The following is a 26,617-nucleotide window of genomic DNA, read 5'->3' as shown; positions in this document are numbered from 1 at the left end:
CCGGGGCGTTGCACGCAAGTTGGTGCCCGTGGGAGATCTAGTCGCTCCTTCGTCACCGGCAGGCCGCCGCTGCGTCTGTCAGCCTACCGCAGGTGCTCCCGCAGCCACTCCAGCATCGCTCCCTGGTGCTCGGGGGAGGGTACCCCCCGATGGCCGGCCTCCTCCCACACGATCTCGCGTGGAGACCGCGCCAGACGGTACAGCGGTTCCACGGACGCGGCGCGCACGAAGTCGTTGTCCTGCGTGCCGTTGATCATGAGGAGTGGTCGCGGGCTGATCCGCCCGATGTAGTTGGCCGGGCAAGCCGCCGGCAGGTGCCCGTTCTCCATAGCGTCGAAGTGGCCGCCGTAGGACAACACGACGGCGGCGAGCCGGCGGTCCGCGCCGCCCGCGATGGAGGCCAGCACGGCGCCACGGCTCACGCCGACGATCCCGATCCGCCTGGCGTCCACTCCACGCTCGGCGACCAGCCAGTCTACGGATCGCCCCACGTCCTTAACGATCTGGGTGACCCAGGCGAGGTAGGCGGGCGGCTGATTGTAAAGGCGGTCGTGCTTCTCGGCTTCCGCGAACGTCGTGAAGAGGCCGTCACTCCGCTCGCCATAGTGCGGCATGTCAATTGAGAGGACGTCGATGCCCGCCCGGGCGATCAGCTCCGCGATGAACCTGACACCGGCCCCATCCTTTCCCCCCGCACCGCCGCCGTGGAGCAGGACGACACCCGACCCGAGGCGTCCGCCCTCCGCCGCGCGGTAGTAGAAAGCGGTGACGCGGGTCCCTGCCGTGCTCCGGAACGAAACGTGCTCGCGCCGTGCGCCGCCGAGCTGCACCGTATCCCCGGCGTCGGTGTCGAACGGCAGTCGCTGGTCGTAGCCGAAGAACTCCAGGTAGGTGCGGAAGGTGCGGTCGTCCACCGGCCGCCTGAGCCAGGCGTCCCCGGTCGGCGCGACCTGGCCGGACGCTCGCCCTGAAAGCAGCGTCGCCGCCACCAGCGCGAGCACTATTGTCTTCGTCATCGGTCACTGCCTCGCTTGGGAGTCGCGCCAGCCGCCACGGCCACGCGGAAGCCGATGGCGGCGCTGCTGTACCCCGGGTCGAACGCCTCGGCGTGGCCCGGCTCGAACATGTATGGTGGATCCTGCCACGATCCGCCCGCCACGAGCCGTTGGTCCCGTGGCGTGGAGTCGGCCAGCCATTCCCTGGCGTTACCGGCCATGTCGTCGCATCCGAAGGGGCTCACGCCGAGCGGGAACGAACCCACTGGCCGGCTGCCGGCGAAGCCGAAGTTGGCCCGGGCTTCCGCCGTCACGGCGTCGTTTCCCCACGGATAGACGCCGTCTCCGTCGCCAACGGCGGCACGGTACCACTGGGCCATTTTCGGGAGCGTCTGGTGCGCCCACCGTGCGTAGGCCGCCGCCTCGTACCATGATACTCCCACCACGGGGTGATCGGCCTCGCCCTCTGGGAACGTGCCGCCGGACCACAGGCGCGGGCCTGGTCGGCCGGTGCGATCGACGAACTCACGCAGTGCCGCATCTCGTGGAACGCGCCGACCGCCGACCAGCATGACGTCAGGCCAGAACGAGGAGTCGCGATACGCTCCAGACGCGGCAAAAGCGCGGAATTGCGAGTTGGTGACTTCGTGACGGCCGATGAGGAACGACGGCACGGGGCCCGGCGTCGGGACCGCCGCGGTGGTGCCGGAATCCACGAGCACCATGCCGGCCAGCGCGGTGTCAGCCGCAGGCACGAGGCCCCGGACGATGCGACGCACCGTGCCGACGTCGATGGTGACGATGAGGCTCAACACCTGCCGTCCTTCGCCACGGAGCTTGATGAGGTAGTCGCCGGCGACGAGCGCCCGGGTCGTGATCGGGGTGCGTCCGAGGTTGAGCGGCGGCCGCGCCTCGAAGCCGGCGATCGGGTGGACGCGGATCGCCTCCACTGTGGCGCCGGCCGGGTCGGTGGTGATGGACACGGTGCCCGCGGCCGCGGGAAGGAGACCCGCAAGGCGGCGGTCCGTGACGTCGAGACCGGCCACGCTCAGCCGCTCGTATACGTCGTCGAACCGGTGCGCCGCGGCCGCCGCCGTGGCGGCCGCCAGTGTCTCGCGGACCCGCGCCGAACGCCCGCGCGCGCCGAGCATGGCGACTGCACCTACGAGCGCAACCAAGCCGACCGCGACCAGGCCGGCGGCTACAGCCCAGATCCTGCGCCGGGAGACGCGAGCAGCGCCCTGAGGCGCAGTTCGCGCTGCCGGGACCGCGCCCAGCGACTCGGCGAACAGCGCCACCGGGTTGAACCGGTCAGCCGGCGTCTTGGCCAGCGCCCGGCTCAAGGCCGCCGCCACCTCGGCCGGCACCGCGGGCCGCAGGCTCGTGATCGGATGTGGGTCCATCGTGAGGTGCTGATGTACCACGCTCTCCACCGTCGGTCCCGTGAACGGCGGCTGGCCGGCCAGCATCTCGTACAGCACGCAGCCTAACGAGTACAAGTCGCTCCGGCCGTCCAGGTCCTTGCTCCCCGCCGCCTGCTCCGGGCTCATGTAGGCCGGCGTCCCGATCGCCATCCCCGTGCCCGTCAGCGTCTCCCCGCCCGCTGCCGTTATCGCCCGCGCGATCCCGAAGTCCGCCACCACCGCGTGCCCCGACTCCAGCAGGATGTTCTCGGGCTTGATGTCCCGGTGCACCACGTCGTGGCTGTGCGCATAGCTCAAGGCGTCGGCCACCTCGCGCGCGATCTGGAGCGCATCATCGAGCGGAAGCTGCTTCTCGCGCTCCAGCCGGTCGCGCAGCGACTCGCCCTCGGCGTAAGGCATGACGTAGTAGAGCAGGCCGTCAGCCTCGCCCGAGTCGTAGAGCGGGAGGATGTGCGGATGGTGCAGTCGCGCGGCGATCTCGATCTCGCGCAGGAACCGCTCGGCGCCCAAGGCGGCGGCGAGCTCGGGCGAGAGGAGCTTGATGGCGACGGGGCGGTGGTGCTTGACGTCTTCGGCGAGGAAGACCGTGGCCATGCCGCCGCGGCCAAGCTCGCGCTCGATCGCGTAGCGGCCGGCCAGCGCGGCACGAAGACGACTCGGGAGTTCCGTAATGCGTCCCCTGAGAGGATGCGCGAATACTACGACGGCCTGCTTGCCGGTGCGAGCCTAGGCCAGCTCGGCCAACAGCGCGCGCGGCGTGGTCACCCTGATCGGCGCCTTCGCATAGTCGCGGATGTTTCGCGTGGCGATGACCTCGGCGCCGCACGCCTCGGCGGCGGCAACCTGCATCGCGTCCTCGAAGTCTTTCATCTCGAGTCTGGCCGCCTTCCGCAAGCTGTCGGTCACGGTGGGGGCGACCTCCACGAACCGCAACAGGTCGAGCACGAAAGCCCGCGTCGCCTGGCCGCCGCGCGACGGCGCCACCAGGTAGTAGAAGTTGGCGATCGTGTGCCACGCTACGTACCCGGACCCTGGCCGGCGCTCGACGGCATCGAGCAGGCTCGCCGCGGCTTCGGCATGCGGGGCGCGGTCCAGGGCAACGTCAATGAGGACATCGGTGTCCAGCAGAATGATCACAGGTACTTGGCGGCCAGTGCCCGGTACCGTTCGCCGGTGCGCGAGGCCGGCCGGAACTTGCCCCGCCACCGCTGCGCGAAGGACGTACTCTCGCCGGCGCTCATCTCGCGCAGGGCGACCTCAATGAGGTGGGACAGGGAGACGCCCCGCGCCCGGGCGTAGCGCTTCGCCCTCGGCACGAGGTCCCGCTCGATGGTGACCGTGACTTTGGTCTTCATGGCAACGCCGTATACGTATCCATAGATGTAGTATACGTGCTTGGACTCCCGAGTCAAGCGCCGGGCCTAGCGGCGCCGCTCCGCCTGTGCCAGAGCCGCCTGCGATGCCACTGGGGGTCCAATGGTAGTGTGGTACGAGCGAACCAACGGTGCGGAATCGAGGCGTTGCGGTGCGGATTCTTGCGGCCGCCGCCGCTGGCAGGCACTCGGACCCCCGGCTAACTTGCCACGGCTATGGCCGAACAACCGAAACAGCCGAAGCAGCGCGGCATCACGCGCTTCTTCACCCCCGATCGGGCGCGTCGCACGGTGTTCGTGCTGCTGCTCGTCTTCGGGTTCGGGGTCGGCATCGTCTACGGCAGCTGGACCCGGGTCTGCGCCGGCCGCGCGTGCCCCTCCATCGCCATCCTCGACGACTATAGGCCCCAGCAGACCTCGAAGGTGTACGCGGTGGACGGCCGCCTCATCACCGAGCTGGGCCTTGAGCGCCGCACCCTCATCCGCCTCGCCGACATGCCGCGGCATCTCAAGGCGGCGTTCATCGCCGTCGAGGACAAGCGCTTCTACCAGCACCACGGCATCGACTACTCGCGCGTCTTCGGCGCGGTGCGCGCCAACGTCTTCTCACTGTCGTGGGGGCAGGGCTTCTCGACCATCACGATGCAGCTGGCGCGTAACGTCTTCCCCGATCGCATCACCCGGGAGAAGAAGCTCAGCCGCAAGCTCAAGGAAGTCTGGGTAGCGCGGGAGCTGGAGCAGACCTACACCAAGGACCGCATCCTGGAGCTCTACCTCAACCAGATCTACCTCGGCAACGGCGCCTACGGCGTAGAGACCGCCGCGCTTCGCTACTTCGGGAAGTCGGCCCGGGACCTCAACATCGCGGAGTCGGCGCTCCTGGCCGCGCTGCCGCAGCGGCCGGAGAGCTACAACCCGCGCCGCTACCCGGCGCGCGCGGTGCGGCGGCGCAACCTGGTCATCGAGCTGATGCGCCGGCAGGGTTACCTCACCGCCGAGCAGGCCGAGGAGGCGAAGGCCTACCCGCTGGGCCTCTCGGCGCGCCAGGACTATGGCGAGCTGGCGCCGTACTTCGTCGAGTGGCTCCGGCAAACGCTCGATGCGCGCTTCGGCCGCGACCTGTACGAGAAGGGCCTCCGCGTCTACACCACGCTGGACATAGACATGCAGCAGGCCGCCGAGCGCGCTCTCGAGGGGCAGATCGAGGCGATAGAGAACGGCGCGTACGGCCGGTTCCCCCACCGGACCTTCGCGCAGTACCTGGCCTCGAGCCCCGACCACGGCGACGGGCCGCGCTCCGGCACCACGCCCTACCTCCAGGGCGCGATGATCGCGATGGATGCCGAGACCGGCGAGATCCGCGCCATGGTGGGCGGGCGCGACTTCGACGACTCGAAGTTCAATCGCGCCACGCAGGCGATGCGCCAGGCCGGCTCCACCTTCAAACTCTTCGTGTACTCCGCCGCCATCCGCACCGGCCATTCGCCTAACGAGATGCTCGATGACGCGCCCATCTCGCTCCCCATGAGCGACGGCACGGTCTGGGAACCGCAGAACTTCGAAGTGGGCGAATTCCACGGCCCGATGACGTTGCGGCGCGGGCTCGCGTCGTCCGTCAACCTGGTCGCGATCCGTCTCGGCTTGGAGCTGGGAGTGGAGACGGTCGTGGACGAGGCGCGGCGCTACGGAATCACGACTCCCGTGCCCGCCGTCCCCTCGATCTTCATCGGGTCGGCGGACGTACTGGCGCTGGAGCTGGTCTCGGCCTTCACCGCTCCCGCCTCGCTGGGCGTGCGCGCCTCGCCGATCGGCATCCGCCGCGTGGAGGACGCCGAAGGCACCGTCCTCTGGCAGCCGCAGATCCGGCGCCAGCGCGTCATGTCACCCGATCAGGCGTTCGTGCTGACCGACATGCTGCGCGACGTGGTCCGTGGCGGCACCGCGATGTCCGCGGTCCGCGGCGCGGGCTTCACCGTCCCCGCCGGGGGCAAGACCGGCACCACGAACGACTACACCGATGTCTGGTTCGTCGGGTTCACGAGGGAGCTGGTCGCGGGATTCTGGATGGGGTTCGACCGCCCGCAGACCATCAAGCCCGGCGCCCAGGGCGGCCGGCTCGCGGCGCCGGCGTGGACGGCGTTCATGCGCGAGGTGTACGAGCGCCGACCCAACCCCGGCGAGTGGTCCCGCCCGACCGGAGTCGTGACCCGCGAGATAGACGTGGAGTCCGGGAAGCTCGCGACGCCGAACTGTCCTGCTCGCTCTCGCCGGTGGGAGGTGTTCTCGCCCGGCGCGGCGCCGGTCGAGTCATGCCCGCTGCACCCGGGACCGGGTGCACCCGCCCTGTCCGCGCCCCGTGGCGACGACGTCAGGCCCCCACCGCGCCCGCCGGGCGGCCACTAGCTTCGTGCCGGCCATCCGTCTCAGTGCGCGCTGGGTGCTGCCGATGGTGGTGCCGCCGATCGAAGGCGGCGCCGTGCTCGTCGGCGAGGACGGCCGCATCGCGGCCGTCGGCCGGGACGCGGAGGTCCCCCGTCCCTCAGAGGTCGAGGAGTGGCAGTTAGGCGACGCGGTCCTGATGCCCGGGCTGGTGAACACCCACGCGCATCTCGAGCTGACCGCGCTGCGCGGGCTGGTTCGCGACCGGCCGTTCTCCCGGTGGATCGCGTCGGTCAGAGGGATCAAGGAAGCCCTCACCGCGGCCGACTTCCGCGCTTCCGCCCGATGGGGCGTGCTCGAGAGCTTCGCGGCGGGCATCACGACGACCGGCGACACCGGCTCCTCCGGTGAGGCCGCGATCGCCCTGGCGGAGCTCGGCGCGCGCGGCGTCGCCTACCAGGAGGTGTTCGGGCCCGATCCTGCGCAGTGCGAGGCGGCGCTGGCCGAGCTGGAGCGCGCGCTCGACCGGCTCTGGCCCTTCACGTCGGCCCGCGTCGAGGTCGGTGTCTCGCCCCACGCACCCTACACCGTCTCCACCGTCCTGCTCCGCAACGTCGCCGCTTTCGCGCGCGCCCGCGGCTGCAAGGTCGCAATGCACGTCGCGGAGTCGCCCGACGAATCCCTTTTCGTGGAGCGGGGCGAAGGCCCCTTCGCCGAAGCCCTGCGCGCCCGCGGCATCGTGGTCGGGCCGCAGCAATGCAGTCCGGTCGCGTGGGTCGCGCGCTCGGGGCTCATGGAGCTCCGTCCCCTGCTCATCCACTGCGTCACGGCCGGCGAGGAGGATTTCCGCTACCTGGCTCGGCATGGCGCCGCGGTCGCCCACTGCCCGTGGTCGAACGCGGTCCTCGGTCATGGCCGTGCCGACCTCGCCCTCATGCGGACGCTCAAGGTGACGGTCGGATTGGGCACTGATTCCGTGACGGCGGGCGGCGGGGTCGACCTGTTCCACGAGGCCCGAGTGGCCGCGGTCGGAACGGACCTCACCCCCCGGGAGCTGCTGCGCCTGGTCACGATGGACGGCGCGGCGGCGCTGGGTCTCGACGGCCTCGGCATGCTGGTGCCGAGCGCATGGGGCGACCTCGTCGCCGTCTCGCTGGGCGCGCCGGCGCTCGCCGGAGCGGCCGATCCGGAAGAGGCGCTGGCTCTCTCGGCGACCGCCGCCGACGTGCATCATGCCTGGGTAGCGGGACGGATGGTGTACCAGCGCGGCTTCTGGCCCGGAGTGGACGCGCCACTGGAGCGGGCCGCGCTGGAGCGGGCCGCGAAGAACGCCCGCGCCGCGCGGGGCTAGTTCAGCAGGTGGGGGTACTGCAGGAATTGCGACGAGTCGGCCAGCACCCGGTAAACGCGCCGTCCGCCTTTCGCGGCGGCCCAGAGCCCGTGGTACCGGAGCGCCGTGTCCGGGAATGCCGCCAGGACGACCTGCGATCCGTCGCGCGACAGCGAGAAGGTGGACTGGCCGCCGATCACCAGATCCGGCCCGCCGGAGTCGGGCGCCTGGAGCACGGTGAAGAGCCTGCGCGCGCCGCCCTCGGCGTTGTCGGGATCGAACGCCTCGACCGCGAGGGTGTCGGGCCCCGGGGTCGTGAGTCCGCGCCGCGCCAGGAACATGAATCCTTGCTCTTGCGTCCAACGCGGCCAGCCGAACACCGGCAGGTTGAGGAAGCGCGAGGCGCCGAGGGGCTGGGTGGTCGGGTACAGATCGCTCATGCGCACGCGGATCACGAACAGCCCGAGGTCGGTCTCGCCGATGCCCACGAGCTGCGCTCCATCAGGAGAGAACGCGGGCCCCATCGAGAAGCCCGGACTGCCGACGATCACGGTATCCCACCGCTGGAGGTCCTGGTCGTAGAGCAGGACGGCGGGGCCGCCGCCGGGCACGAAGCACGGGACAGCCAGCCGCCGGCCGTCGTCGGAGAACGCGCCGGGGCCGATCGCCGGCGGCAGTTGGGTGTAGATGGCCCGTCGCGAGGAGAGGTCTTCGAGCGGCGCCAGCGCGATCTGGTTCCCCACGATGAGAGCGACCGTGCGTCCGTCGAGGCTGACCGCGAGCGGCGTGAACGAGGGCAACCCCGCCGGCCCGACCGGCCGGTTGTTCGTGCCGTCGGTCCCTATGAGGTGGAGGCTGCCATTCGGGTAGCGAAAGAGAACGTCCCGAACGGGCGGCACCGGGGGCTGACCCGGGGCGAGCGAAGGCTCGTTGCAGGCCAGCATGGCCAGGAGACTGGCGATCGCGAGGGCCCGCGGGTCGCGCGACATCCACGTCAAGCATATTTTGCGGCAGGAGCCGCGTCAATGAGCCAGTGAAAGCCAAACGACACGCCGCCATCCTTCGCCTGGTGCGCGAGCACCCGATCCCGAGCCAGGAACGCCTCCGCGAGCTCCTGGTGCGGGCCGGCTTCGACGTCACCCAGGCCACCCTCTCCCGCGACATCCGCGAGCTCGGACTCTCCCGGACGCCGGACGCCGACGGCACCCCCGTCTACGCCGCCTCGCGGGAGGAGATCCTGCCGTCGCCCGCGCTCAGCACCTTCCTCCCGTCGCTCCTCCTCAAGAGCGAGGGTGTGGGGCCGCTGCTGGTATTGCGGACTCCGACCGGCAGCGCGAGCGCGCTGGCCGCGGCGCTCGACCACGAGGAATGGCCGGAAGTGCTCGGGACCATCGCCGGTGACGATACGCTCCTCATCATCGCGCGCACCATCGCCGACCGGAAGCTGCTGGCGCGCCGCGTGGCGGAGCTCGCCGGGCCCCGCCATTGACCCCCCGCCCGCCGGCTGTATTTTTATGCGCTGCCTTGCATAAACTCTCATTCCGTGGGGCGGGGGCGAGATGGCGCATACGGTGATGCTGGCGTATTCGGGCGGGCTCGACACTTCGGCGATCGTGCCGTGGCTGCGCGAGCACTACGACGCGAGGGTCGTCTGCGTGGCCGCGGACGTGGGCCAGGGCGCGGGCGAGCTCGAGGGGCTCGAGGAGAAGGCCCGGCGCTCGGGCGCCGACGCCTGCGTCGTCGAGGACGTCCGCGAGCGCTTGGTCCGGGAGTTCATCTGGCCGACCTTGAAAGCGGGCGCGGTCTATGCCCGCACCTACCTCCTGGGCACCGCCATGGCGCGCCCGCTCATCGCCGAGCGGCAGGTGGTCGCGGCACGCCGCTTCGGCGCGACCGCTCTGGCGCACGGCTGCACCGGGAAGGGCAACGACCAGGTGCGATTCGAGCTCACCTACGCCGCCTTCGCGCCCGACCTCGCCGTGATCGCACCGTGGCGCGAATGGGAGTTCCGCGGCCGCGAGGACCTGCTCGCCTACCTGGTTCGCGTAGGCGTCCCCAGCACCGCGACGGCCGAGCAGCCGTACAGCCGCGACCGCAACCTTTGGCACCTCTCCCACGAGGGCGGCGTGCTGGAGGACCCGTGGTGCGAGCCGCCGGCCGACCTCTACCTCCTGACGAACGATCCAGCGGACGCGCCGAACACGCCGGCCGTCGTGGCCATCGGTTTCGAGCAGGGCGAGCCGGTGGCGCTCGACGGTGAGCCGATGGACCCGGTAACGCTGATCGAGACGCTCAACGCGCTGGCGGGTGAGCACGGGGTGGGCCGGGCGGACATCGTCGAGGACCGGCTCGTGGGCATCAAGTCGCGCGGCGTATACGAGACGCCCGCCGGCACGGTGCTCTTCCAGGCGCACCGGGAGCTCGAGCAGCTGGTGCTCGACCGGCGCACCCTGTCTCTGGCCGACGACGTGGGCCGGCGTTATGCGGACCTGGTCTACGACGGACGCTGGTGGACGCCGGAGCGCGAAGCGCTCGACGCGCTTGTGAACTCGACCCAGCGCCACGTCACCGGCACGGTGAAGATGAAGCTCTTCAAAGGCGCCGCGCGGGTGGCCGGCCGGTCGTCGCCGCACTCCCTCTACCACGAGGGCCTCGCGACATTCGGCGCCGACGACGTCTACAAACAGAGCGATTCCGAAGGCTTCATCCGGCTCTACGGCCTGGCGGTGCGCACCGCCGCCGACCGCGAGCGGCGGCTCGGGGCCCGGCTCGCGGAGGCGGCCGACTGAGCCCACGGCCCGGCCGCGCGCTGGTCATCGGCGCTTCGGGCTTTCTGGGCTCGCGCCTCCTCGCCCTGGCGCCCCGCGACGTCGAGCTGACCGGCACCGGATGGCGCCGGCCGGTCCGTCCCGGCAATTGGCGCGAGATCACCCTCGACGTGACCTCGCCCTCGGCGCTCGCGGCCGTGGTCGAGCGCGAGCGGCCGGCCGCCGTTTTCTTCTGCTCCGCCGACAAGTCCGACCGCGCCATCACTGTGGACGCGCCGCGCCAGGCCGCCCGCCTCGCCGCCCGCCAGCAGGCGCGGTTCGTCTTCTTCTCGACGGACCTGGTCTTCGACGGAGCGCGCGGCAACTACACGGAAGACTCACCGGTCGGCCCCATAATGCCGCACGGCTCCATGAAGGCGGAAGCGGAGGCCCAGCTCCGTATCGAAAATCCCGAAGCGCTCGTCATCCGCCCGTCGCTCCTGGTGGGGGAGAGCGGGATCATGCTGCGCCCCGACCACGAGTGCGGCCACCTGATGCGAGGCCAGCCGGTGACGCTCTACAAGGACGAGTGGCGGAGCCCCGTTCAGGTGGACGACGTGGCCCGGGCCGCCTGGGAGCTTTGCAGCACCGATGTCGCCGGCGCATACCATGTGGCGGGCCCGGAGCGGATGACGCGGCTCGAGCTGGGCAGGATACTGTGCACCCTCTACCGCTTCAACACCGGGCTGCTTCGAGAAGGCGCGAGGCCCGAGGAGCGACCGCGCGATACTTCGCTCGACTCCGCCAAGGTCGCGGCGCTGCTGGGGTGGGCGCCGGGGCCGCTCCGCGCTCGCGCGCATCCGCCGGCCGCCGCCGGTGTCTGACGCCCCGCATGTGATGTGGGGCGGGCGCTTCGCCCAGCCCATGGACCCGCGGCTCGACAAGATGAACCGCAGCCTGCCGGTGGACCGCCGGCTGTGGCGGGAGGATATCGAGACGAACCGAGCCTGGGTCCACGCGCTCGAGGGCGTCGGTGTCCTGACGGCCGACGAGCGCGCGCGTCTACTGGAAGGGCTCGACGCCGTCGAAGCGCGGCTCGCGGGGGGCGTCGCCGAGGGCGCTGAGGACGAGGACATCCACTCGCTGATCGAGCGGCTCCTCGGCGAAGTCATCGGCCCGCTGGCCGGCAAGCTCCACACCGGCCGTTCCCGGAACGACCAGTGCGCGACGGACCTGCGGCTGTGGACGATTCGCGCGCTGGGGCGGCTCGACGGCGCGCTCGCGTCGCTGGCTCGCGCCCTGATCGCTCAGGCCGGCGCCGGCCTGGACGTGCTGATGCCGTCCTACACCCACACCCAGCGGGCGCAGCCCGTCCGTTACGCGCACTGGGCGCTGGCGCACGTGTGGGCGCTCCACCGGGACCGCGGCCGGGTGGCCGATGCGCGCGGCCGAGCATCGGTCCTTCCCCTCGGCTCCGGAGCGATCGCGGGCTCGGGCTTCGCGGTGGATCGGGACGACCTGGCCCAGCGGCTCGGCTTCAGGGCGGTGTCGCGCAACTCGATCGACGCGGTCGGCGACCGCGACTTCGCGATCGAGGCGGCCTTCGTCGCCACTCTCGTCGGCACGCACCTCTCCCGCCTCGCCGAAGACCTCGTGCTCTTCTCGTCGGCCGAATTCGGGTTCGCCGTGCTCGCCGAGTCGTTCACGACCGGCAGCAGCCTGATGCCGCAGAAGCGCAACCCCGATTCGCTCGAGCTGGTGCGCGGCAGGTCGGCACAGCTCCTCGGCCGCCTCGTGGCGATGATGGCGACGATGAAAGCCATGCCGTCCGGCTACCAGAAGGACATGCAGGAGAACAACGCCGCGCTGTTCGACACGCTGGACGGCGCGGGTGCCGCGGTGGAGCTGATGGAGGGCGTCGTGGCGGGGCTCACGGTTGTTCCGGAGCGGATGGCCGCGGCGCTGGACGCCGGGACCCTCGCGACGGATCTCGCGGACCTTCTCGTGCAGTCGGGCCGGCCGTTCCGCGAGGCGCACGGCCTGGTGGGCGCCCTGGTGCGGAAAGCCGAAGAATTGGGTGCGCCCATCGACCGGATGCCGGCCGCTGAGGCGGCCGGTATCGACCCCGAACTTCCCGCCCTCCTCGCCCGCTTGGGTGGCGCCGAGGCCGCGGTGGAGCGGCGCCGCGTGGCGGGTGGGACCTCCCGTGCGGCGGTCCTGGCGCAGCTGGACGCCGCGACCTCCGCCTTCAAACCCTAGGCCCCGCCTCGCGGTTCCCCTCGGGCGAGCTTGCCCCGGGAGGCTCCCGCGGCTAGTATCTCTGGCTGGGGTGCCTTGCTGTTATGGGACGAAGGTCGAGAGCGACATCCGTAAGGGGCATCCCGCTACGCCCGTCCCGTTCCATAGAGCGCGGCGGGTTTTTTTGCGGGTGAAGCGCCCGCGTGGAGGAGTCCGGAGGTGGTACGCTGTCTGGCGCTCAATGCGTCTTTCGAGCCGCTCACCATGGTGCCCGTCAGGCGGGCGCTCAGGCTGGTCATCGACGGGAAGGCCGAGATCGTGGAGGCCGACGCGGATCGCGTCGTCCGCTCCGAGCGGCTCGCGCTGCCGCGTCCCGCGGTCATCCGCCTGAACAAGTACGTCCACGTGCCGAGGCGGTTCCGCCGCCAGGTGACGAACACCTTCCTCTTCGCGCGTGACGACTACCGGTGCCAGTTCTGCGGCCGGACCCAGGCCACGCTCAAGCACCGCGAGTGCCTGACGCGCGACCACCTCGTTCCATTCTCGCGGGGCGGTACCGACGCGTGGACCAACGTCGTCACCGCGTGCTCCACCTGCAACGCGCGCAAGGGCAACCACCTCCCCGAGGAGCTGGGGATGTTCCCGCTCACCCCGCCCACCGAGCCGCACTTCGTGCATCTGGCTTGGGCGGTGCGGCGCCTCACGCCCACCCAGGCCCGTTACATCGGCCTGTTCTACGGGCAGCAGGTCCTCGCCCAACTCGCCGCGCACGCCTGAACGCGCCAGCGGCGGCCGAAGCCGCCGCTGTTCCAGAACCTACGGTAGGGCTCGGGGTGCTCGCCCCATGCTAGGCGTGAATTGCGTCGGCATGGGCGGGAATAACGAGCACCGGGCAGGGTGCGTCGAACAGCAACTCTTCCAGACGGCCGCCGGCCGGCGAACGCCCGGTGACCAGCAGCGAAGCGCCCGGCGGGGATCCGCCGCCGGGCTCGAGGGTCGCGGAATGGAGCGCCGTTGGAACGAGCGTACGCGCCTGGGAATCGAGCCACGGTTCCTGCGCCCGCCCCTCGACCAAGATCGGTCGATCGAACAGCCCGGGATCGCTCTCGGTCCGGGGGCGCGGAAGGACCAGCAGCGGAGCCGGAGACTCGCCGAGGAGACGCCTGAGGAGAGATCCTACCGAGCGCGCCTTCCCGCGCAGCGAGCAGTGAGGGCCCAGCACCACCAGCTGGCACCCGCGCAAGGCGACGAGAGAGACCAGCCACCGGAACCTGTCCCCGCGCTTGAACGAGAGCTCGACCTCGACCGACTTCGCCGATAGCTGCACGGCGAGCCGGTCCAGCCTCGGCCGCAGGTCGTCCAGCTCCGCCGCGACATCGGGTCCCACGGCCTCGATCGCGTGGAACAGCGTGACGCGCCGGACCCCGGCCCGCAGCAGGTCAGGAAGCCAGCCGCCGACTCGGTCGGCGAACGGTGCGGCGTCTACCGCGATGAGAAGTGACTCCACCATGCTCCAAGGACACACTGCGTAACGCGTACCAACCGATCGGGTCCCCGCCGAGTCCTGGTAAGTCGTTGCAGCAATGATGGATAGGGATAGTCATCTTGCTGACGGCGTCGCCGTCGGCGCGGGCGGTGGGACTTCCTGTCCCGCGAAAGGGCGGAGCCCTTAGGACTGGGCCGCCTCGGCCTCGGGAACCGTGCCCTCGACGCTGGCATCAGTCTCCCCGCCATACAGCTTCAGCTTCCGGTAGAGGGTGCGGCGGTCGATGCCGAGGACATCGGCGGCCTTGCCCTGGTGACCGCCTGCTTCCTCGAGCACGGAAAGGATGTACTCGCGCTCGAGGCGTTCCAGGTTCCACCGTTCCGCGCGGGCCGTCTTCAGCAGGTCGTGCTCCTGGCGGCGGTGCAGGCCCTCGCTGGGATCGAAGGGGATCGTCTTGGCGCCCGCGTGCATGATCACCGAGCGCTCGACGAAATTCTCGAGCTCGCGGACGTTGCCCGGCCAGTCGTAGTCCAGCAACCGCTGCATGGTGGCCGGCGGGATCGCCGGCGCCTCCACCCCGTGCTCGGAAGCGGCGCGCCGGAGGAAGTACGAGGCGAGGACCGGGATGTCGTCGCGCCGCTCCCGCAGCGACGGCACGTGGATCGGGAAAACGCTCACCCGGTAGAAGAGGTCCTCGCGGAACCGTCCTTCGCGCACTTCCTCCGCGAGATCGAGGTTGGTGGCGGCGATCAGGCGGATGTCTATCGGCACCGGCTCGCGGCCGCCGACCCGCAGGATGGTGCGCTCCTGGAGCGTGCGCAGCAGCTTGACCTGAATGTTCGCCGAGATGGCGCCGACCTCGTCGAGGAAGAGCGAGCCGCCGGACGCCTCCTCCAGCAGGCCGCGCTTGTTCGCGATCGCTCCGGTGAACGCGCCCTTCATGTGGCCGAACAGCTCGGACTCGATCAGCGTCTCGGGGATCGCGGCGCAGTTCACGGCTACGAAGGCATGCTCGGCGCGGCCCGACAGGGCGTGGATCGAGCGGGCGACGAGCTCCTTGCCGGTCCCCGTGTCCCCGCTGATGAGCACCGTGGCGCGGCTGGGCGCGACCCGCGCGATTAGGTCGCGGACGCGCTCGATGCCCGCGCTCTTGCCCACCATGCGGACGCCGGGCCCCTCCTCTTTCACCCGGCGCCTCAGCTGCGCCACCTCCCGCCGGAGTACCGTCTCCTCGTGGGCGCGGCGCAGCGTGAGGAGGAGCTCGTCGGTGCGGAACGGCTTGCTCACGTAGTCGAACGCGCCGTTCTTCATGGCCTCGACGGCCGTATCGACCGAGCCGAACGCCGTCATCACGATGAAAGGCGTATCGGTCTGGAGGGTCGGGCCCACCGCCAGCACGTCCATACCCTGTATGCCGGGAAGGTTGAGGTCGAGGAGCACGGCATCGAAGAGGTGGCGGCCGAGCTCGGTGAGCGCCTCCTCGCCGGAAGCGGCGCCCACGGTCTCGTACCCCTCGTCGGTGAGGACCTTCTCGAGCAGGCGGCGCACCACGGCGTCATCCTCGACCACCAGGACGCGGCGCACCGGAGCGACGGGAACGTCGGGCTCGGTCATGCGTCCGCCGTGGGAAGCCGGATGATGAACTGTGCTCCGCCGCCCTCCGGCGAGGCCGCTTCGATGGTGCCGTGGTGCGCGCGCACTATCTGGGCGGCCAGGGCCAGGCCGAGGCCCGTCCCGCCGGAACGGGAGAAGAACGGCGTGAAGATGTGCGGAAGGTCCGATGCCTCGATGCCGTGGCCGTCATCGGAAACGACTATCTCGATGGTCCTGGCGTCCGCGCGCCCGGTCTCGATCCTCACCCTCCCCCCCCTGGCCTCGAGGGCGTGCTGCGCGTTGAGCAGCAGGTTGACGAACACCTGCTGGATCTGGGCCTCATCGCCGAGCACGGCCGGCAGCTCGGGATCGAGGTCCAGGGTGACCAGTACGGCGTGACGGTGGAGCTGCGCCTGGATCAGGCCTGACGTCTGCGCGATGACGTCGTTGACGTTTACCGGGGCCAGCAAGAGGCCGGCCGGCTTGGCGAGGTTGACGAGCTGGCGCGCCAGCTTGGCGATCCGGTCGGTCTGCGACTGGAGGATCCGCATCTCCTCGGCGCCTTCGCAGACCGCACAGCGCGAGCGCAGCATGTGGTCCACCGCTATGGCGATCGCGGTCAGCGGTGCCCCTATCTCGTGGGCGACTCCGGCCGCGACCTGTCCGGCGGTCGCGAGGCGCTCGGACTGCGCGAGCTGGCGCTCGAGGCGCTTGCGGTCGGAGACGTCGCGCAGGATGGCGGAGAATCCCAGCAGGTCGCCGTTGGGTGCGCGCACCGCGGTACGGGTCAGGCTCACGTCGAAAACGGTGCCGTCCCTGCGCCTGCGCCGGGTCTCGTAGTTGCGGATCGCGCCTTCAGCCAGAGTGGTTCTGTGGATCCACTCCAGCTCGCCGCGCGCGATGGCCTCGTCCGGCAGCAGAACAGTGAACGGTCTTCCGACTATTTCCTCTGCCGTCCACCCGAACATCTCCCGGGCGCCCTGGTTCCACGACATCACGACCTCGTCGGGCGAAACGGTGAGGATGGCGTCGGCCGAGAGGTCGATGATCGCGGCGACGAGCGCCGGATCGATGGCGGTGGTGGCAGCGCTCATGGTCTCGCCTGCAAGGTGGTGGCCGTCGGCGCGTTCGGCAACGTGGGTATCAGGCATTGCGGCTCCTATCGGGGCGGGCCGCCGGGGTGGCAGCGGCGGCACATGGCGGGATTCCGGTCGCCAAGTCCGCTGTCGAAGCTCCGCCCGTGCGGGTTCACGCGCCAGCCGACCGACGCCGAGTGGCATTGGAGGCAGTCGGCCTGGGCGTGACAGCTGGCGCAGTTCTCGATGGCCCGCCGGGCGACCCCGCCGTGCCCGAAGATCCACGCCGGCTGCGCGTCGTGGAACCGGCCGATCGGCGCCTGGGAGGCGGCGCGGCCGGTGGCCCGGTGGCACTGGACGCAGAACGCCTCAGGCTGGTGGCAGGCGGCGCAATCGTTCTCGCGCGTGTAGGCGTTCTCCGAGTGCCGCTCGACGAAGTCGGGCCCATGGAAGCCGGGGGCTGCGGCACCGGCGTGGCAGCTGGCGCAGTAGGACGGGCTGTGGCACCGGCTGCAAACGGCGTCCCCGACGGCGGCGGCGGTGCGGTGCCGGAGCTGGAAGTCGGGCGAATGATCCGGCGGCCTGATGTCCCGCAAATCCACCCCCCGCGCCCCCCCGCGGGTGCGCCGCGGCAGCAGCGCCACCGGTCCGACGCGCTCCTCCTCACGGTGACAGGTGAGGCACGACTCGCGCGCGTGGCAATTGCCACACGTAGCCGCGCTCTCGCGCGCCAGCAGCCCATGGGAGCGGACGAAGCTGGCGCTGCGATGGGACGATGGCTCCCGGTAAGTCACGTGCCGAGCGCGTGCCAGTGCGGCGACGCGCTCGTCGGTGGGCAGCGCGCGCACCGCCTCCACGCCGGCCGCGTTGACGTGGCAGGAGGCGCAGAACTCTCGGGCGTGACAAGTGGCACACGTGGGGCCCGCCGCCGCGCGCCTATGGGTGAAGACCCATCCGGAATCGTGGGACGGCGGCTTGGGGAAGCGCGCGATGTCGGCCGCCGTCAGCGCCCTGGCTTCCGTCAGGACCCGGTGGCACTGGGTGCAGCTCTCCTGCTCCAGGTGGCTTGCCGCCTCCGGGGCGTGACACATCAGGCAGCGCTCGGGGCGCGCTCTCCCCACCTCCATGAAGGCGGCCGTATCGCTGGCGGCGTGGCACATGGCGCAATCGATCTCTGGGTGCGCGCGGTGCGAGAAGCTCAAGTTGGTGGGTCGCCGCGGTCCCGGCCCCGCCCAATCGATTCGGCGCACCAAGGCGCCGTCATGGCATGGGACGCATACGTCCGCCGCGGGAAAGAAGGCCGTGGAGTCTTCGCCCGCGAGTCCGGAGTGGCAGGTAGTGCAAGAGGTGAAAAGGCGCGCGTGCCGCGGATGGGGGAACGAGTCGGCCGCGAGAACCGGCGTCGCCGGAGCCCGGGGCGGCGCATCGGCCGGCTGCCGCGTGGCGGCGAGTGCCGAGGCGACCGCCGCGACGAGCCCGATCCACACGCCCGGTATCACCGGTACGCCCCAGGCCGGTCGGGGTTGGCCCCGATCCAGAACTCGAAGCCGAGCAGGGCCCGCGTCTGCGACCAGTTCACCGCGCTCTGTCCTGTGGGCCGATGCAGGTAGCGCATCAGCTCGGCGCGCAGCCTGGCGCGATCGCCCAGCCGTCCACTCGCGTCGAGGCCGACGCCGTACACCGTGCCATCGGCGACCCGGAACGCCTCCTCCTGCTGGAAGGCAGTCCCGCGGAGCCCGGCGCGCCAGCCATCCGGCGGCGCCCAGGCCAGCGCCGCGTCGCCGCCGCTCTGGGCGCCGCCGAAGCCGAACTGCAGGCGATAGGTTCCTTCCACGACCACGTCGCCGATGGCGTAGCGCGCACCGGCCGTGAGCTGCTGCGCCTCGTCGTCCACGTCGAGGAGGAACGGCGTCCCGCGGGTCAAAGGCTCGTAGCGCCGGTAGATGTACGACGTCGACAGTGCTACGCTCCGGGTCGGGGCCAGGCGCGCGCTGACGGCAACGCCGCGGTGCGCTTCCGGTGAGAACACGCCCCAGATGGTGGTGAGATCCAGCAGTGGCTTGTAGCGGAACCCTTCGATCTCCAGGAAGCTGCGCCGGCCCAGCCTCACCAGGGCGCTCGCCCGCGCCCGGCCCCAAGTCTCGAGAGCCAGGTCCGCGTCCGCCGCGGCCGTCAGCACCAGCCGCGAGCCGACACCGATCCGCGCGTCGATGGCGGCGCGTTCCGACACCAGACCGCTCCGGTCGCTGAGAATCTCGCGCTGGTAGATCGCCGTTACGGCGCTGGCGGACGTCGGCGCCGCCCACAGGGATGCGCCCAGAAGGATGGTGCTCTGTTCGGGACGCAGGGGATCGAGCGACCGCAGGGCCCCGCTGCCCAGCGGCTCGAGGAACCCTCGGGTGAAGCCGCGCCCGCCGTACCATTCGGTGCGCACGGTGGGGCGCGGACGCCAGGTGGCGCTCACCCCGTCGAACGCATACCAGCCGAGACCCGACGCCCGATGCTGCCGTCCGGCGCGGATCCGGTACAGCGGACGCTCCAGTTCAACGAAGGCCTCCAGCGCGTCGAAACGGTCGTCGGACCTCGGCCACACCAGCTCTGAGCCCAGCGCCGCGCGGCCGCGGAGCAGGGCGTATGCCCGGAGCCCCGGAACGCCGAGCCCCCACACCGACAGCTCGACGTCCTGGGTGATGGGCGCCGCGTAGGTGACGGGAAGCGGCAGGAAGGCGCCGGAATCGGTGTCGTAACGGATAGGCTGAAGCTGGACGTAGCGGGCGGTGGTCGAGGATCGGACGCGAACCGATTGGCCGTCGGCCGAACTCGCCGCGACCACCAGGGCGCCGAGCGCCATGCTGACCAGCCGAGCCCGCGGCGCACGCATCGTCATCGGCTGCCCGCCGCCGTGACCCGGTGGCATTGCTCGCAGTTGCGGCCCGGCAAGTGCCGGGTCTGGCCGGTGTGGCACATCAGACAGGCCTCGCGCGACGCGGGAAGCGCCGCGGCGCGCTCACCGTGGCACGACGCCGTGGCGCAGGTCGCGTGGTCAGCCGCGCGGTGCGACGCGAGCGGATTGGCCCCGGCGTGGCAGGCGACGCAGTTGGCGGCGGACCGGTGGTGGCTGGCATGGCATGAGGCGCAGTCGGCACTCTCTGGCGCCCGGCTCATCGGGTTCGAGTGGCATTGGGCGCACATGACCGCCGTGTGCCGCTGATGGTCGAACGGGAGACGTCGGGTGACGGTCGCGCGGCTCGCCAACAGGCGGAAGGACCGTGGCTCCGCGGCGGCCACCCGGCGGAGGTCCATCGGCGCGTGGCAGCTCGCGCACTGCTGCCGGTCCGGACCGGCGTGGTGGCAGCGCTGGCAGTCGGCGGTGGCGCGCACCATCAGCTCGCCGTGCCGCACCCGGCTGGAGTGGCAGCTGGCGCAGGTCTGGCCGCGGTGATCACCGTGGGAGAAGCGTGGCAAGTCGCGCGCGCCGCCTTGCGCCAGTTGAAGCATGGCGAACACCGACGCGGGATCCGCCGCCGAGGCCAGGTCCAGGACCGCCCCCCTCACCCGCAGCGCCGAACGCCGGGCCGGCGCGGCGCGCGGCCGGCTCGGCGATTGGCGCCCGATGTCGGCATGGCACCTCAGGCAGTTCTGCCCTTCGACCCGCCACGAGTGAGGCAGGTGGCAGGTCGTGCAGCGCTCGGGGTGCGCCACCCCCACGTGGAATCCCAGGGAGCGCCAGTCCGCGTGGCAGCTCGCGCTCGCGCAAGTCACTTGCCGCGGCGACGTCTGGGTGTGGGGGTTGTGGCAGTCACCGCACACTCCTCCATGGGGATCGCGCGCCACGTCCAGGTTGACCATCCGCTCCTGCATGGAGTGGCAGGAAAGGCACTGCGCCGCGGCCGGCGTCAACGGCTGGCCGAGCGAGTCCACCTCCACCGTGCGGGCCTCGGCGAGGAAGTTGTGACAGGTCGTGCAGTGCAGCTCGCTCGCCTGGCCCATTCCGCCCAGCCGAATCAGGTTGGCGGCGTGGCACCCGGACTGGCCGCACGTCCGGTCCACCGACGCGAACTCGTGCACGGTCACGCCGTGGCAGGCGACGCACCGCATGCCGCGCAGCGCGGGAGCCTTCGACTCCAGGTGCACGCGGTGACCGGCGGTCGTGGCGATGATCCGCCACCGGGTGGAGTCGCCCCTGATGTGGCAGGCCGCGCACACCTTGTTCGGCACGTCGGCGTGTCCGCCGATGGACGTCGGGCGCTCGACCATCGTGAGGTAGAGCTGGCGCATCTGCGCTTTCAGCGTCGCCTTGTGGCAGCTGTGGCACTCGAGCTGCGCGTGGGCGCTCCGGTTGAAGCGCTCGAAGGGATCCTGCATCAAGTGGCACGACGTGCAGAAACGGTTGTCGTGCTGCATGTAGTTCCACTGGCGGTAGCCGGCCGCCGACGAGCCGATGAGCGTCGCCGAGAGCAGGAGCACCAGAGTGACCCGCCACCGTAGCGCGGTCCGCCGCCACTGTTGCAGGGCCCAGGAGAGGAGTCGCACCATACGCGAATCTAACAATTGGGTTCCAGTCCGGGCGATCGGCCGGGATGCGGCCGCCGCCGAGCGGGTGCGTCAGCCGCCCGACGCTACCGTGACGGCGGAGGCGGCGTGCCCGGCTCATGGCACATCCGGCAGATGGATACGTCATAGGAGGCGTGCGACGCCGGGGGAGTTGGGACGCCCGGCGGCGCGTCGGGGACGTGGCAGGTGCGGCAATCCGTCATCGCTTCCTCGAGGGGGTGCGGGATGTTCGGCGGCGGCGTCTCGCTCGGTCGATGGCACATCGGGCATGCCGTCGCGCCGTACGGATGGTTGGCCGGCGTGCTCCGGACGTGCTGGTTCGCTCCGGGCCCGTGACACGTCAGGCACTGCTCCTTGCCGGCGGGCCGGTGTGGCATCCTAGGCGGCTGAGGCCGCTGGGCGCTCGCCGGCCCGGTTCCGCACGCGAGGATCAGAGCGGCGAGCGCGAGGCTGCGCTGCGCGAGCGAAGTCATGATGCCTGAGCCATCGGCTGCGCCTCCGCTCCCTGCGCCGGCATGGCTGCCTCCGCTTCGGGCCACGGAGGCAGCAGCTTGATCAGCACATAGAGGATGACGAACGGCAGCAGGAGGATTGCCGTCGCCATCAGGATGCCATCCAGGCCGAGGAGCTCGACCTTGTACACCGTGAGACCCCGCAGGCTCTTGGAGAACAACTGTCCGCCGATCACCACGTTCCAGCGGGTGCTGAAGATGCCGATCTGGATGAGCACGCCCACCATGAAGTAGATCAGCCGCCGCAGCTCCTCCGGCGTCTTCACCAGTCCCTCTTTCCTCACGGTCGGAGCCACCGCGGCCAGCGCCACCAAGGGCACGATCGTGCCGAGGGACACCTGGAGCACGATCAGGCTGAGCACCAGGCGGCTCTTAAGCATGCTCGCCAGAATCGTGATCGATTCCTCCGCCTCGTACAGCCGCTGGGTGAAGTCGAGCATCTCCAGGGAGAAGTCCACGATGAGGGCATAGAACAGCAGACTCGCGAGCTTGTCCGCGCAACGCATGTCCACCGGCTTGGAGCGCAGCATGCTCGTCACCATGAAGAGCAGCAGCATGAGCGCGATGCCGGAGACCATCGCCGAGAACAGGAACACCACCGGCATCAGCACGCTGCTCCACCACGGATTGGCCTTCACCGACCCGAAGATGAACCCTACGTAGCCGTGCAGCAGAAACGCCGACGGGATGCCGATAATCGTGATGAGCTTGCCCGCCGAACGGTCGAAGCGCAGGGCACGGTCCGACAAGTCGCTCGCGCCTAGGGTCATCACGCGCCGGACCAGGGCCAGGACGCCGGACGCCCCCCGGGACCAGACGACGAGGTCCTTGCGGTAGTCGAACCAGATCTCGAGCAGCAGGACCACCATCAGATACCAGGCGTACACGAAGCCGAACATGGCCATCGCCGAGCGGACGTTCGGGGTGAGGAAGATCTCGAACGAGCGCTCCGGGTGCCCGAGGTGGGCGAGCAGGGGCAGCGGGGCGGCGATCAGCCAGGCGAGCGCCGCAAGCAGCGAGAGTCGGTACGTGGGCTGCACTTCGGTCATGTTGAACACCCTCGCCAACGACGCGAGGATGAACGCCCCGGCCACCAGACCCGTCAGGTAGGGGTAGACGGCGACCAGGAGGCCCCAGTGCAGCTCGTACTCGTTCGGATAGATGTAGCCCTGCAATCGGCCTCCCCTCGCTACCGCACTTCTCCGTCCAGGTTGGCGTAGAACACTTTGGGCTTGGTGTTCAGGTACGGCTTGAGCACCTGGATCTCGTTGAAGCGCATGAAGCGCCCCAGCGGGGTGCTGAGCCGCTGGACCTCCCCGAAGATCCGCGCTCCGGTAGGGCACACCTCGACGCAGGCCGGCAATAGGCCCTGCACGATCCGGTGGTAGCAGAAGGTGCACTTTTGGGCGACGCGCCTGGTGGGGTGCAGGAACCGCGCCCCGTACGGGCACGCCTGGATGCAGTACCGGCACCCGATGCACCAGTCCTCGTCCACCAGCACCACGCCGTCCTCGGTGGTGAACGTCGCGCCCACCGGGCACACCTGGACGCAGGGCGGATTGGCGCAGTGGTTGCACAGCTTCGGCACGAAGAAGGTCCGCAGCGCATCGTGCTCGCCGACCTCGCCTGAGAAGCCCTCGATCCCGCCGTTCGGGCTTTCCACCACAGCCTCGCCGTCAGCAGTGATGACGTAGCGCTCCACCCAGGTGCGGAAATGGTGCCCGTCGCGCGGCACGTCGTTCTCGGCCGCGCACGCCTCCACGCAGCGGCCGCACCCGATGCACTTGTTCACGTCGATGCCCATGCCGTAGTAGTGCTGGCGGGAATCGTACGGGACCGGGCCTTCCTCCTGCTGGGTTCCCGCCTCGCTTCCCTGCCCGAGCCCGAGCAGCACCGTCGGCACCGCCGCCGCCGCGGCCTTGAGAAAGCCGCGCCGGTCCGGAGCGGCGGGCCCGGCCACCGGCACTTGGTCCAGAGTGAGGGGTCGTCCGGGCATCACCGCGCCTCGGGGTGGTGCGGATAGTGGCATTGCCAGCACACGTAGCCGCGGTTGTGCGTCTCCAGGTCTATGCGAGGGATCTCCGGCGCACTCGCGGCGCCCTGCGCATGGCACTGGCCGCAGAACTCGCGGGTGCTCGGTTTGGTCGGTCGCACCTGCCGCGGCGATACCACGTGACGCGGGTCAGCCTCGTGGCACTGCGTGCACGGCAACTGAGCGTGGTAGGACACGGCCTTGGTGCGGGCGATCTGCCCGTGGCAGGCCGCGCAGCTCTCCGGAGGACGGGGCGGCGTCGGGTCGTGCGGGTCGTGACACGTGATGCACGGCCGCACCGGGTTGTGGAGTGCCGGGTCGATCTGCGGGAAGCCGGTTGGGCGAGACGGGTTGTAGCCGTGGCACAGCGGGCAATACGCACGGGTGCGCGGCGCGGGTGGCTTGTTGTCGAGCGGCGCGGACACGTGGGCTGCCTGGGGGCCGTGGCACACCTCGCAGGCCACGCCGCGATGGTACGACTGGCTCTTCTTCTCGGCGACGGGAGCGTGACACGTCTCACACGCCTCATGGCCCGCGTAGCGGATCTCGCTGGCCAGGATCGTGTCCACCGCGGAGGCGCGATAGTGCCCCCGCTCTCCGAAGGTCGCGGGAACGAAGAGCCGCCGTGCGGTCAGGAACGCGACCGCCACCAGTGCGAACGCGACGGCCAGGCGCCGGACCTGCTGTGGGACCGCGCGCCAACCCCGCCATTCCCGAGACCGGCCGAACACCTCTCACTCCTCGCAGCTACGGGGACGGTCGCCGGCTCAGGGTGCGCAGATGCGTCACGATGGCCCGGATCTGCTCTCCCGTCAGGCGCGTGCCGTAGGCGGGCATCTTGCGGCCGACTCCGTTCGCGACCGCGCCGATCAAGGAGCTGTCCGCCTTCGCAGCCATGGCGCGAGCGTCGCTGAGGTCCGGGATGGCGCCGAGCGACCGCACCATGACCGGGTTCGGTACGCCGGTGGCCCCGTGGCAGGTCACGCAATTGCGGGTGTAGAGCGCAGCGCCATCGGGCGCCTGAGCGGCGAGCTTGCCGGCGCCGAACGCCAGTGCCGCGACGGCCGTGGTAATGACAACCAGTCGGTTCATCTATCCCTCCCTGAGTGAGACGATGCGTCGGCCGCGTGCCGGCGCTTAGCCAGCACGTAAGTGGCACAGCCGACCGCGAGTGGTGCAACCACGGCGACGATCCACAGCACCGGGGTGCTCAGCTTGAGCTCGCCACTGAACCCCGCGAGCGTAAGCGCGAGGAACAGCGTGATGCCGCCGAGCCCGAAGGCCAGCCGTCCGGGGCTCCGGAGCGGGCTCTCGGCGTAGTACAGCGAGGACGGCGCGCGATCGAGCCATGGCACCAGCACGATGATCGTGGCCAGGATGCCGGGCACCAGCATCGCTCCGATAGCCTCCGACCCGATCGTGGTTCCCAGCACGTGAATGCTGATGTCGCCCGGAATCATCCGCAGCGCGCCATAGACCCACATGAGGTACCAGTCCGGCTTGACCTCGGGCGTCACCGGCTGGGGCGGCCCGAAGTAGGCGGTCGGATGAACCGGGAGGAAGCCGGACAGGGTGGCCAGCGCCGCCAGCAGCATCAGGAACAGGACCACCATCAGCACCGTCTGCCCGGGCCACGCGGGCACCCCGGCGATCAGGCCGGCATCCTTGGGCGGCGGTTCGGCGCCGACCCTCGGCCACTCGGTGTGCTTTTGCTTGAGCACGATCACCAGGTGCAGACCGATCAGCGCGCTGAGCACCAGCGGCGCGAAGACCACGTGGTAGCCGTAGAAGCGCGGGACCGTGCTCGGCGAGGGGAACTGCCCGGCGAACAGGAAGTCGGCGATCGTCCCCCCTACCCACGGCGCCGAGCGCGCGATGCCGTAGCCGATCGCGGTGGCCGTCACCGAGAACTGGTCGTACGGCAGCAGGTAGCCCGCGAATGACGTCCCTATGGTCCCGGCGAACAGCGCCAGGCCCAGCAGCCAGTTCACCTCGCGCGGCTTGCGGTACGCCGCGGTGAAGAACACCCGCGCCAAGTGCAGACCCACCGACGCGATCATCAGGTGCGCGGCCCAGTGATGGATGCGCCTGATCAACACCCCGAGCGGGTGAGCGTCGATGAGCAGCACGCTCACGTACGCGGCAGGCGCCGTGACGGTGCCGGAAGTCACCATCTCCGTCGACGGCTCGTAGAACAGCGCGAGGTACAGCCCGGTCAGCACCAGCACCACGAAGCTGAACAGGGCGATTTCGCCGAGGAAGAACGTCGGGTGGACCGGGAACGGCTTCCCGAGGTACTTGGCCCGGAACTTGTCCAGGGCGAGCCGCTCCGTGAACCAGGTGGCGACGGACACTACCTAGACCTTCACGCCGATCGGCCCGGAGAACGGCCCCGCGACGATGATCTCACCGTTGTCGTTCTTGCGCAGCGGCAACTGCGGCAGCGCCCGCGGGGCGGGTCCGCCCAGCACCATCGCGCCCTTGTGCGGGTCGAACGACGCCGAGTGGCAGGGGCAGTGGATGTGCGGGAACGGCGCCATGTCCATCGGCTCCTCGGAGAACCGCACTGTGCACCCCAGGTGGGTGCAGATGGCGCTGTAGGCGACGATCCCGGCGACGGCGCCGGTCAGGTCGGTCGGCTCGGCCATCATCGCCGGGTTGAGCTTGCAGATCAGCACGAGGTTGTCGTGGTTGTCCGCCTTGCCCTCGGGAAACGCCAGGACCGCCTCGTTCTGCGTGAAGCTCCCCTCGGTGACCGGTTGGTTCGCGTTCTGCCCCAGCGCGAACACGAGGCGGTCGCCCTCGGCCACTACGCGGTTGGCCGACGCACGGGTGCGCCCGCGCAGCGTGACGAGTCCCGGAATCGCCGACGCGACGG

The 26,617-nt window shown here is 70.4% G+C and carries 24 protein-coding genes; 7 read left to right on the top strand and 17 right to left on the bottom strand.

Annotated elements, in window-relative coordinates; all coding sequences use genetic code 11:
* Positions 1-83: 83 nt before the first annotated feature.
* The 4 genes from Q8Q85_11280 to Q8Q85_11265 form a co-directional block, all read right to left on the bottom strand.
* Complete coding sequence (locus Q8Q85_11280; protein MDP3774836.1) at positions 84-1,016, bottom strand: hypothetical protein; 933 nt, start codon at positions 1,014-1,016, stop codon at positions 84-86.
* A complete protein-coding gene (locus Q8Q85_11275) occupies positions 1,013-3,040 on the bottom strand; it encodes a bifunctional serine/threonine-protein kinase/formylglycine-generating enzyme family protein (GenBank protein ID MDP3774835.1) in 2,028 nt (675 codons plus the stop codon). Before Q8Q85_11275 ends, Q8Q85_11280 begins: the two co-directional genes overlap by 4 nt.
* Before the next feature lie 105 nt (positions 3,041-3,145).
* A complete protein-coding gene (locus Q8Q85_11270) occupies positions 3,146-3,556 on the bottom strand; it encodes a PIN domain-containing protein (protein MDP3774834.1) in 411 nt (136 codons plus the stop codon).
* Positions 3,553-3,774, bottom strand: coding sequence for a DUF6364 family protein (locus Q8Q85_11265; GenBank protein ID MDP3774833.1), 222 nt, complete (start codon positions 3,772-3,774; stop codon positions 3,553-3,555). Before Q8Q85_11265 ends, Q8Q85_11270 begins: the two co-directional genes overlap by 4 nt.
* 234 nt (positions 3,775-4,008) lie before the next feature.
* Between Q8Q85_11265 and Q8Q85_11260 the strand changes: the two genes are divergently transcribed.
* Positions 4,009-6,195, top strand: a complete 2,187-nt coding sequence (locus Q8Q85_11260) for a PBP1A family penicillin-binding protein (GenBank protein MDP3774832.1) — start codon at positions 4,009-4,011, stop codon at positions 6,193-6,195.
* Between the two features lie 4 nt (positions 6,196-6,199).
* Positions 6,200-7,522 (top strand): amidohydrolase family protein, encoded by a 1,323-nt coding sequence (locus Q8Q85_11255; GenBank protein ID MDP3774831.1) that lies wholly within the window; start codon positions 6,200-6,202, stop codon positions 7,520-7,522.
* Here Q8Q85_11255 and Q8Q85_11250 read toward each other — a convergent pair.
* The gene (locus Q8Q85_11250; protein ID MDP3774830.1) at positions 7,519-8,490 is read right to left on the bottom strand and encodes a hypothetical protein; all 972 of its coding nucleotides are present in this window, start codon (positions 8,488-8,490) and stop codon (positions 7,519-7,521) included. The two genes, Q8Q85_11255 and Q8Q85_11250, sit on opposite strands and share 4 nt — an antisense overlap.
* A gap of 44 nt (positions 8,491-8,534) precedes the next feature.
* On the opposite strand from Q8Q85_11250, the gene Q8Q85_11245 reads away from it, so the two are divergent.
* The 5 genes from Q8Q85_11245 to Q8Q85_11225 all read left to right on the top strand — a co-directional run bounded on the left by Q8Q85_11245 (position 8,535) and on the right by Q8Q85_11225 (position 13,263).
* On the top strand, positions 8,535-8,990 hold the full coding sequence (locus Q8Q85_11245; GenBank protein MDP3774829.1) for a hypothetical protein: 456 nt from the start codon (positions 8,535-8,537) through the stop codon (positions 8,988-8,990).
* A gap of 70 nt (positions 8,991-9,060) precedes the next feature.
* A complete protein-coding gene (locus Q8Q85_11240) occupies positions 9,061-10,290 on the top strand; it encodes an argininosuccinate synthase (GenBank protein MDP3774828.1) in 1,230 nt (409 codons plus the stop codon).
* Positions 10,287-11,132 carry a sugar nucleotide-binding protein gene (locus Q8Q85_11235; protein ID MDP3774827.1) on the top strand — a complete coding sequence of 282 codons (846 nt, stop codon included), beginning with the start codon at positions 10,287-10,289 and terminating at the stop codon, positions 11,130-11,132. Before Q8Q85_11240 ends, Q8Q85_11235 begins: the two co-directional genes overlap by 4 nt.
* On the top strand, positions 11,125-12,507 hold the full coding sequence (argH, locus tag Q8Q85_11230; protein MDP3774826.1) for an argininosuccinate lyase: 1,383 nt from the start codon (positions 11,125-11,127) through the stop codon (positions 12,505-12,507). The genes Q8Q85_11235 and argH overlap by 8 nt, the downstream gene beginning before the upstream one ends.
* A gap of 198 nt (positions 12,508-12,705) precedes the next feature.
* Positions 12,706-13,263, top strand: a complete 558-nt coding sequence (locus Q8Q85_11225) for an HNH endonuclease (GenBank protein MDP3774825.1) — start codon at positions 12,706-12,708, stop codon at positions 13,261-13,263.
* Between the two features lie 70 nt (positions 13,264-13,333).
* Here the strand turns inward: Q8Q85_11225 and Q8Q85_11220 are convergent, their stop codons facing one another.
* The 12 genes from Q8Q85_11220 to Q8Q85_11165 form a co-directional block, all read right to left on the bottom strand.
* Positions 13,334-13,993: a universal stress protein gene (locus Q8Q85_11220; GenBank protein ID MDP3774824.1), complete on the bottom strand. Its 660-nt coding sequence runs from the start codon at positions 13,991-13,993 to the stop codon at positions 13,334-13,336.
* Positions 13,994-14,155: 162 nt separating this feature from the next.
* Positions 14,156-15,586, bottom strand: coding sequence for a sigma-54 dependent transcriptional regulator (locus Q8Q85_11215; GenBank protein ID MDP3774823.1), 1,431 nt, complete (start codon positions 15,584-15,586; stop codon positions 14,156-14,158).
* Positions 15,583-16,659, bottom strand: coding sequence for a PAS domain S-box protein (locus Q8Q85_11210; GenBank protein MDP3774822.1), 1,077 nt, complete (start codon positions 16,657-16,659; stop codon positions 15,583-15,585). Before Q8Q85_11210 ends, Q8Q85_11215 begins: the two co-directional genes overlap by 4 nt.
* 65 nt (positions 16,660-16,724) lie before the next feature.
* Positions 16,725-18,140 carry a cytochrome c3 family protein gene (locus Q8Q85_11205; GenBank protein MDP3774821.1) on the bottom strand — a complete coding sequence of 472 codons (1,416 nt, stop codon included), beginning with the start codon at positions 18,138-18,140 and terminating at the stop codon, positions 16,725-16,727.
* Positions 18,137-19,528: a hypothetical protein gene (locus Q8Q85_11200; GenBank protein ID MDP3774820.1), complete on the bottom strand. Its 1,392-nt coding sequence runs from the start codon at positions 19,526-19,528 to the stop codon at positions 18,137-18,139. The genes Q8Q85_11205 and Q8Q85_11200 overlap by 4 nt, the downstream gene beginning before the upstream one ends.
* Entirely contained in the window at positions 19,525-21,177 is a 1,653-nt protein-coding gene (locus tag Q8Q85_11195; GenBank protein MDP3774819.1) for a NapC/NirT family cytochrome c, read from the bottom strand. Before Q8Q85_11195 ends, Q8Q85_11200 begins: the two co-directional genes overlap by 4 nt.
* A 487-nt stretch (positions 21,178-21,664) precedes the next feature.
* Positions 21,665-22,882: an NrfD/PsrC family molybdoenzyme membrane anchor subunit gene (nrfD, locus tag Q8Q85_11190; GenBank protein MDP3774818.1), complete on the bottom strand. Its 1,218-nt coding sequence runs from the start codon at positions 22,880-22,882 to the stop codon at positions 21,665-21,667.
* A gap of 14 nt (positions 22,883-22,896) precedes the next feature.
* Positions 22,897-23,703, bottom strand: coding sequence for a 4Fe-4S dicluster domain-containing protein (locus tag Q8Q85_11185; GenBank protein MDP3774817.1), 807 nt, complete (start codon positions 23,701-23,703; stop codon positions 22,897-22,899).
* A complete protein-coding gene (locus Q8Q85_11180) occupies positions 23,703-24,470 on the bottom strand; it encodes a cytochrome c3 family protein (protein MDP3774816.1) in 768 nt (255 codons plus the stop codon). Before Q8Q85_11180 ends, Q8Q85_11185 begins: the two co-directional genes overlap by 1 nt.
* Positions 24,471-24,486: 16 nt before the next feature.
* On the bottom strand, positions 24,487-24,831 hold the full coding sequence (locus tag Q8Q85_11175) for a c-type cytochrome (GenBank protein MDP3774815.1): 345 nt from the start codon (positions 24,829-24,831) through the stop codon (positions 24,487-24,489).
* Positions 24,828-26,093, bottom strand: a complete 1,266-nt coding sequence (locus Q8Q85_11170) for a cytochrome bc complex cytochrome b subunit (protein ID MDP3774814.1) — start codon at positions 26,091-26,093, stop codon at positions 24,828-24,830. Before Q8Q85_11170 ends, Q8Q85_11175 begins: the two co-directional genes overlap by 4 nt.
* 3 nt (positions 26,094-26,096) lie before the next feature.
* The coding region (locus Q8Q85_11165) for a ubiquinol-cytochrome c reductase iron-sulfur subunit (protein MDP3774813.1) at positions 26,097-26,617 on the bottom strand (521 nt) is incomplete at its 5' end.

The organism is Gemmatimonadales bacterium (assembly GCA_030697825.1).
Classification (GTDB): Bacteria; Gemmatimonadota; Gemmatimonadetes; order Gemmatimonadales; family JACORV01; genus JACORV01.
The sequence above is the reverse complement of the archived record's forward strand: the minus strand, read 5'-3'. Positions and strand labels throughout refer to the sequence as shown.

Excerpts from the sequence above, each read along its gene's own strand:
- Q8Q85_11280 (MDP3774836.1), bottom strand. The coding sequence starts at position 1,016 with ATGACGAAGACAATAGTGCTCGCGCTGGTGGCGGCGACGCTGCTTTCA.
- Q8Q85_11265 (MDP3774833.1), bottom strand. The coding sequence starts at position 3,774 with ATGAAGACCAAAGTCACGGTCACCATCGAGCGGGACCTCGTGCCGAGG.
- Q8Q85_11260 (MDP3774832.1), top strand. The coding sequence starts at position 4,009 with ATGGCCGAACAACCGAAACAGCCGAAGCAGCGCGGCATCACGCGCTTC.
- Q8Q85_11250 (MDP3774830.1), bottom strand. The coding sequence starts at position 8,490 with ATGTCGCGCGACCCGCGGGCCCTCGCGATCGCCAGTCTCCTGGCCATG.
- Q8Q85_11240 (MDP3774828.1), top strand. The coding sequence starts at position 9,061 with ATGGCGCATACGGTGATGCTGGCGTATTCGGGCGGGCTCGACACTTCG.
- Q8Q85_11215 (MDP3774823.1), bottom strand. The coding sequence starts at position 15,586 with ATGACCGAGCCCGACGTTCCCGTCGCTCCGGTGCGCCGCGTCCTGGTG.
- Q8Q85_11210 (MDP3774822.1), bottom strand. The coding sequence starts at position 16,659 with ATGAGCGCTGCCACCACCGCCATCGATCCGGCGCTCGTCGCCGCGATC.
- Q8Q85_11200 (MDP3774820.1), bottom strand. The coding sequence starts at position 19,528 with ATGACGATGCGTGCGCCGCGGGCTCGGCTGGTCAGCATGGCGCTCGGC.
- Q8Q85_11195 (MDP3774819.1), bottom strand. The coding sequence starts at position 21,177 with ATGGTGCGACTCCTCTCCTGGGCCCTGCAACAGTGGCGGCGGACCGCG.
- Q8Q85_11185 (MDP3774817.1), bottom strand. The coding sequence starts at position 23,703 with ATGCCCGGACGACCCCTCACTCTGGACCAAGTGCCGGTGGCCGGGCCC.
- Q8Q85_11175 (MDP3774815.1), bottom strand. The coding sequence starts at position 24,831 with ATGAACCGACTGGTTGTCATTACCACGGCCGTCGCGGCACTGGCGTTC.